General features: G+C 56.9%; 9 protein-coding genes. All 9 read left to right on the forward strand.

The annotated features are described in order from the left end of the window. Nucleotides 1–518, forward strand: a 518-nt coding sequence (locus tag FJY67_10890; protein MBM3329954.1) for a DNA polymerase I, incomplete at its 5' end; no start/stop codon positions are given. Further along, on the forward strand, nt 511–1,389 hold the full coding sequence (gene nadC, locus FJY67_10895) for a carboxylating nicotinate-nucleotide diphosphorylase (GenBank protein MBM3329955.1): 879 nt from the start codon (nt 511–513) through the stop codon (nt 1,387–1,389). The genes FJY67_10890 and nadC, both read left to right, overlap by 8 nt. Continuing rightward, nucleotides 1,390–1,590 carry a PspC domain-containing protein gene (locus FJY67_10900; protein MBM3329956.1) on the forward strand — a complete coding sequence of 67 codons (201 nt, stop codon included), beginning with the start codon at nt 1,390–1,392 and terminating at the stop codon, nt 1,588–1,590. Between the two features lie 6 nt (nt 1,591–1,596). Next, nucleotides 1,597–2,160 (forward strand): hypothetical protein, encoded by a 564-nt coding sequence (locus tag FJY67_10905; protein ID MBM3329957.1) that lies wholly within the window; start codon nt 1,597–1,599, stop codon nt 2,158–2,160. Continuing rightward, on the forward strand, nt 2,157–3,680 hold the full coding sequence (locus tag FJY67_10910; protein ID MBM3329958.1) for a 2,3-bisphosphoglycerate-independent phosphoglycerate mutase: 1,524 nt from the start codon (nt 2,157–2,159) through the stop codon (nt 3,678–3,680). Before FJY67_10905 ends, FJY67_10910 begins: the two co-directional genes overlap by 4 nt. After that, nucleotides 3,665–4,096 carry a DUF2203 family protein gene (locus FJY67_10915; protein ID MBM3329959.1) on the forward strand — a complete coding sequence of 144 codons (432 nt, stop codon included), beginning with the start codon at nt 3,665–3,667 and terminating at the stop codon, nt 4,094–4,096. Before FJY67_10910 ends, FJY67_10915 begins: the two co-directional genes overlap by 16 nt. 131 nt (nt 4,097–4,227) lie before the next feature. Further along, nucleotides 4,228–5,262: a tetratricopeptide repeat protein gene (locus tag FJY67_10920; GenBank protein MBM3329960.1), complete on the forward strand. Its 1,035-nt coding sequence runs from the start codon at nt 4,228–4,230 to the stop codon at nt 5,260–5,262. 107 nt (nt 5,263–5,369) lie between these two features. After that, nucleotides 5,370–6,050 (forward strand): di-trans,poly-cis-decaprenylcistransferase, encoded by a 681-nt coding sequence (gene uppS / locus FJY67_10925; GenBank protein ID MBM3329961.1) that lies wholly within the window; start codon nt 5,370–5,372, stop codon nt 6,048–6,050. A gap of 4 nt (nt 6,051–6,054) precedes the next feature. Continuing rightward, nucleotides 6,055–6,395 (forward strand): hypothetical protein (locus FJY67_10930; protein ID MBM3329962.1); only part of this gene is annotated, 341 nt, incomplete at its 3' end.

The following is a 6,395-nucleotide window of genomic DNA, read 5'->3' on the forward strand; positions in this document are numbered from 1 at the left end:
AAGAGGTCAATTTTGGCGTTCTTTATGGGATGGGAGAATTTGGCTTGGCTCAGCGGCTCGGTATCTCACGCGCCACGGCACGCGCCTTTATCGAACAGTATTTCTCAAACTTCTCTCGAGTGCGTGAATACATCGACGAGTTGCACACAGAGGCACGGGAGAAAGGTTATGTGGAAACAATACTCGGGCGCCGCCGGCCGCTGCCCGATCTCCGTAGTGAGAACTTTAACATCCGCTCCAACGCCGAACGCATTGCCATCAACACCCCTATCCAGGGATCGGCAGCCGACCTGATCAAGATCGCAATGATCCGTATCGACGGCGCACTTCGCACCGAAGGCTTTCGCGCCCGGATGCTACTACAAGTTCACGACGAACTTCTCTTCGAAGCGCCTGCGGATGAACTTGAGCCCCTGTCTGTCCGATTGCGGGAGTTGATGTCGGGCGCGATGAACCTTACCGTGCCCCTCGAGGTCGGCATCAGTTGGGGCGATGACTGGCTTGCCGCCCATGAGTGAACCAAATTCACGGCCCAATCGGACAGTCCGCAACCTGATTCGCAGGGCGCTGCGGGAGGACTTGGGTGAACCGGGTGACATCACGACCCGAGCAGTGATATCAAGTGAGAGCCGATCCCATGCCGTCATAATCTCCCGGTTGGACGGTGTGGTGTCAGGAATTTACATTGCCGCTGAGGTCTTTCGTGAGGTAGATAGAAGACTATCCTTCGAGTCTTACGTTAAGGATGGTGAAACTATTGCCGCAGGAGCGCGTCTCTGCACAATAGCCGGACACACCTCAAGTATCCTGACAGCCGAACGCACCGCGCTCAACTTTCTGATGCACTTGAGCGGTATTGCGACGCAAACCCGTAGATATGTCGAAGCCGTTGCGGGGACAAAGGTGAAAATCTGTGAGACCCGTAAGACCCTGCCGGGTCTTCGGATGGTGGAGAAGGGTGCGGTTCGAGATGGAGGTGGCGTCAACCATCGCTATTCACTCTATTCGGCTTTTCTCTTTAAAGAGAATCACCTTGCCGTGTCGCAGGATGTCGTTCAGGCGGTGGCAGACTGCCGGGCGTATGCAATGAGCCGTCGTCTTCCACATCGCAACGTGATGGTCGAAGTGCGCAACTATGATGAGTTTCAACGGGCTGCGGCAGCCCGGCCGGATCGTATCCTACTGGACAACATGACGGTGGACGAGGTATCCCGCTGTGTTGCCGACCGTCCTGCGGGAATAGCGCTTGAAGCAACCGGCGGTATCACACTCGAAAACGTTCGGATATTTGCTGAAACCGGCGTAGATTATATATCGGTCGGGGCGCTGACGCACTCGGCGTCGAGCCTTGACCTCTCCCTGCTCATCGAAAATGACGGAGCGCGTTAGATGGAAGGCAACATCCGCCGCCTATATCGGTCGCGGGACAACCGTGTTCTGGCTGGAATCTGCGGTGGTCTTGGCGAATATTTCGGCATTGATCCGGTGATAATCCGGTTGGTATGGTTGCTGCTGACGATCTTTGGTGGCAGCGGGATCATCCTATACATTCTGGCGTGGCTGATTATACCCCGCCCGCCGGGGACGTGAAGCCGGTTGGGGTGGAACATTCCACGCGCCGGCTGCTTCGGCTGGATACTGCTTTGGCTCGGCGCACTGATTCTGCTCGAGCGAAACTGGATAGGGGTATGGGGCTGGTTCACCAGTGGTGCAGGAGTCTATTTCATCTTCGCTTCAGTCCGAAGTCATTCGCGGTTTCTCTTTGTGCCGGGGGTGACGTTTCTCACGGTCGGTGTCGCATTTGTCTTGAAGCAACAGAATTACCTACAGTTCCCGGAGTGGCGGACGGTTCCGATCATCCTTTTGGGGCTGGGTATGGGACTTGCGCTTCGACCGGTTTTAAAGAACGGGCCCTTATGGACATGGATTCCAGCCGGTATATTCATGACGATGAGTGGCGCCGGACTGGCCTCGAACACCTGGTATGGTTGGCAGCGTTGGCTTCGAAATTCGATTGCCTGGTGGCCGCTGCTGCTGGCGATATTGGTCGGTATCCTTTTGGCTGTTTACTTAAGGCGGCGACAGGAATGGCCTCCACCCGGTTCGGACACCGAATCCGCCGCTGATTCCAGCGAGATAGAAGTCAATAACCAGCAATGAAGCCAAAAGTCTTTTTACTCATCCTCGACGGCTATGGCCTGCGCGACGATCCTCACGGCAACGCCGTCAGGATCGCCGAGACGCCGTTCCTCAAGACGATGCTGGAGCGCTGGAATTGGACCCGGCTTTCGGCATCGGGGCGCGACGTTGGACTGCCTAAAGGTCAGATGGGCAACAGCGAAGTCGGGCATCTTAACTTAGGTGCCGGCCGAATCGTTTTTCAGGACATCACCCGCATCGACCACTCCATCGAGACCGGGGAGTTCTACGACAAGCCGGCTTTACGGTTTGCTTCCGACTATGCAGGGCGCAATGGCGCCGCGCTGCACCTTATGGGACTCGTCTCCGATGGCGGCGTTCATTCATCACTCGAGCATCTCTTTGCACTACTCGAGTTTGCACGCCGGAGGGCGATGAAGAAGGTCTTTTTGCATGTCTTCACCGACGGGCGGGACACCTCGCCGCACGCCGGCGTCAATTTCGTCCGCCGGGTTGAGGCTCAGATGCACCAGTTGAAGACCGGTAGAATAGCCACTGTTTGCGGCCGCTATTACGCAATGGATCGTGACAAGAGATGGGAGCGAACGGAGAAGGCGTGGTCTCTATTATCGGGCGGCGAAGGTAATGCGGTTGCCTCTGCTGAGGGGGCCCTTGTTCATTCCTATCGCCGGGGGGTGACGGACGAGTTTGTCGAGCCATCGGTTATCATGGAAGATGGTCATCCGGTAGGCGTAGTCCACCCTGGCGATGCAGTGATTTTCTTCAACTTTCGTGCCGATCGTGCCCGTCAGATATGCCGCGCACTTGCCGATCCGGCATTCGACGGCTTTCCGCGCCGTCCGCTTGATATTGCACTTGCGACGATGACGCGCTACCAGGAGGACTTTAACTTCCCTGTCGTATTTCCTCCGCGTTCGCTGGACAGCATTCTGGGGTCGGTTCTGGCCGAAAGCAACAAGCGGCAATTCCGCATTGCCGAAACCGAGAAGTATGCTCACATTACCTACTTCTTTAACGGTGGCGATGAACCGCCTTTTTCAGGCGAAGATAGAGCGCTTGTCGCCTCTCCAAAAGTCGCCACCTATGACCTTCAACCAGAGATGAGCGCTCAAGGTGTGTCAGATCGTGCCATAGAGGCTTTTGAGGAAAATTACGACTTTATTTTGCTGAATTTCGCCAATCCCGATATGGTCGGTCACACCGGTATTCTGAGTGCAGCCGTAAAAGCGCTCGAAGCCCTTGATCCGCTCGTGAACCGCCTCGTCGAACGGGCTATGGAAAGGGGCTATACGACCTTTGTAACCGCCGATCATGGCAACTGCGAACAAATGATCGACGACGACGGCGGTCCGCATACTGCACATACGACCAACCTGGTGCCGTTTGTAGTCATCCCGCCTTTCGAAGGACGGATACAACTGAGGCCTTCCGGTGTCCTTGCCGATGTTGCTCCAACCGTTTTGCGAGTTCTTGGAATACCTCAGCCACCTCAGATGGAAGGTCAATGTCTGATCCTCTGAATCCGCAGGACGACGCGCAGGAGTTTGAGCCTCGCATATTCTCACTTGAAGACGCCAACGCACTCATCCCGCAAATGGCGGCCTGGATCGGCGACATTCGACGACTGCGAGATGCATTGATAGAGATTGTCGAATCCAAAGTCCCGCTTTCCCGTGGTAACGGGCACGCCGTAAGCAATGTTGAGAAGACAACGGAGGATATGCGTATTGTGTCCGAAAACTCCGACCTCATTCGTCATACCATTAAGCAGATCGCCGCGACCGGTGCCGTACTCAAAGACATCGACGAAGGCCTTGTGGACTTCCTGCACGAACGCGAAGGGCGGCTCGTCTTCCTTTGCTGGAAGTTAGGAGAGACCGAGATTGGGCATTATCACGAAACCGACACCGGTTACAGCGGTAGAAAACCGGTATGAGCATGACAGTCAGGTGGTGCAGTCGAACTGCAAGCAACTGTTAGCGAACTTGCACCCCGGCGAATAGAACACCCAATGTCGCCGGGACAGCGACTAATAGCGTATCATCAATGATATCATAGATAAGGACAATGAAAGGTCTTTACTTCGTTCTGGCAGGGGCTCTGCTCACAGCCGGTTGTATATCCCCCGAACTCCGCTCGGCGCGTATCGCCGTCAACGAGCGGGACTGGCAGCGCGCAATCGCCCAACTTGAAGGTGAACTGCATCGGGTTCCACGCTCGCCGGAAGCCTACTATCTGTTAGGCTTCTGCTATGAGAGGCTGGGAGATCTGTCGCGGATGTCGCAATACTACGATTCGTCGCTGGCTTGCGGCGATGCCTATCGCGAGCGGATCGTCGAAGCGCGACGGACCTATGTGGCACGCTACTATCGTCGGTTTCTGACGGAATTCGATTCGTCGCGCTGGAGTAGGGCGCTCGAACTTGTTGATAGTGCGCTTGTCGTCGATCCACGCGATCGGGAACTCTACCAGCAAGCCTCCATCGCGGCTTATTATGGAGACCAATACGACCGAGCACTGAATTATGGCAGGCGGGCACTCGGACTTGAGAATCCGGCTTCTCCCGATGTCCCAACGCGGGAGATATTGATGTCGATTGCCCACTCTCGCAAGGAAGACGATGAAGCGATACGTCTGGCACGTGAGATCGTGAAGATGGTCGATCCGACGACCGATTCAGCCGAGGCTTATCTGCGCGCCTTCGATGTTCTGGTGGGCTTTTACGAAGAGAAAGGCGACTATGCAGCAGCGGAGTCCGCCATTCGGGAGGTGATGGCATTCTACCCCGGGCGCACCGATATCAAAAAAAACTTGGCGCTGATGATGCTTCGCCGGGAGAACATCGCCGGAGCCAAGTCGATCTATGTCGAGATACTGAGGAACGACTCGGAGGATTTCGATTCAAACCTGAACCTGGGGACGATCCTTGCCAACGAAAGCGACTGGACCGGATCGATTCCCTACTTGCTCAAGGCGCACCTGTCAGATCCCGGGAACCTGATCGCCATACGCAACCTAATGGCTGCTTACTTCAACAGCGACCAGGTCGAAGAGGGGCTCAAAATGAAGGCGAAACTTGACGCGCTTGAAGGTGGGGGGTGAACCTGCGGCGGAATCGCGAACCGGGTGCAAACGAGGTAAGTGACGAAGCGTCGCTAAAAGCAGCCATCCTGGCAGCGGGCGGCGTCCCCCGTCACATCGCCTTCATCATGGACGGCAATGGTCGCTGGGCGCGGCAACGCGGACTTCCCCGCATTGCCGGTCACCGGGAAGGCGTCCGGACGGTGCGAAAAATGGTCGAGGCCGGCCCTGAGATCGGGGTCGAGGTGATGACCTTCTACACCTTTTCTCAAGAGAACTGGCGCCGTCCGGCAACCGAAGTCTCCGCGCTGATGGAACTGCTCGTCGAAGCAATCGACAACGAGGTCGAAGACCTCGACCGCAACCAGATTCGCCTCCGGGTGATCGGTGAGTTGGAGCAACTCCCCCTGCAGCCTCGTCGGGCAATGGAGAGAGCGATAGCCCGGCTTTCCGGCAACAACCGCATGACGTTGGTGCTGGCGCTTTCCTATTCGGGACGACGCGAGATACTTAGGGCTGTCAACCGCTTGCTCTCCGAAGGGCGTTCGACGGTCGATGAAGCCGGGTTTAGCCGCTTCCTCGATACCGCCGGCCTTCCCGATCCTGATCTTCTCGTTCGCACCTCGGGTGAACTCCGCCTCAGCAACTTCCTCCTTTACCAACTCGCCTACACCGAGATCGTCGTTACCGACCGTCACTGGCCGGACTTCGATCGTCTCGACCTCTATCAAGCCCTTCGCGCCTACCAGTCCCGGGAGCGCCGCTTTGGACTCACCAGTCAGCAACTCGCCGCCGTCTCCAGGTCCTGATCCGATGAACCCTAATCCCGGCTCGCCCCGGCCGCCTCTTTCCTTGCCGGTCGAGCGAATCCGTTCCAAACTGATCGGCATCCTTGGAGCCGACCGCTGGGTTGAGGGGCGATATCACGGCGTAGCGCCTCATTCGACGGCCGAACTCCGGCGTCTCTTTCAGAACTATCCCGGCTTGATTACCGTCGTCGGAACCGGCTCCGACTTCCCCTCCACCTACCAGCCTCCCCCCGACACCCTCCTCCTCTTCACCGCCCGCCTCCGCGAGACCTTCCACCACTCCCTGAACGGCGCCACCCTATCCCTCTCCGCCGGCTACGACATCCCCTTCCTAACCTCCACCCT

The organism is Calditrichota bacterium, assembly GCA_016867835.1.
Taxonomy (GTDB): Bacteria; Electryoneota; AABM5-125-24; order Hatepunaeales; family Hatepunaeaceae; genus VGIQ01.

Coding starts and splice junctions, on each gene's coding strand:
- FJY67_10900 (MBM3329956.1), top strand. CDS start 1,390: ATGGAAGGCAACATCCGCCGCCTATATCGGTCGCGGGACAACCGTGTT.
- FJY67_10915 (MBM3329959.1), top strand. CDS start 3,665: ATGTCTGATCCTCTGAATCCGCAGGACGACGCGCAGGAGTTTGAGCCT.
- nadC (MBM3329955.1), top strand. CDS start 511: ATGAGTGAACCAAATTCACGGCCCAATCGGACAGTCCGCAACCTGATT.
- FJY67_10910 (MBM3329958.1), top strand. CDS start 2,157: ATGAAGCCAAAAGTCTTTTTACTCATCCTCGACGGCTATGGCCTGCGC.
- FJY67_10920 (MBM3329960.1), top strand. CDS start 4,228: ATGAAAGGTCTTTACTTCGTTCTGGCAGGGGCTCTGCTCACAGCCGGT.
- uppS (MBM3329961.1), top strand. CDS start 5,370: ATGGACGGCAATGGTCGCTGGGCGCGGCAACGCGGACTTCCCCGCATT.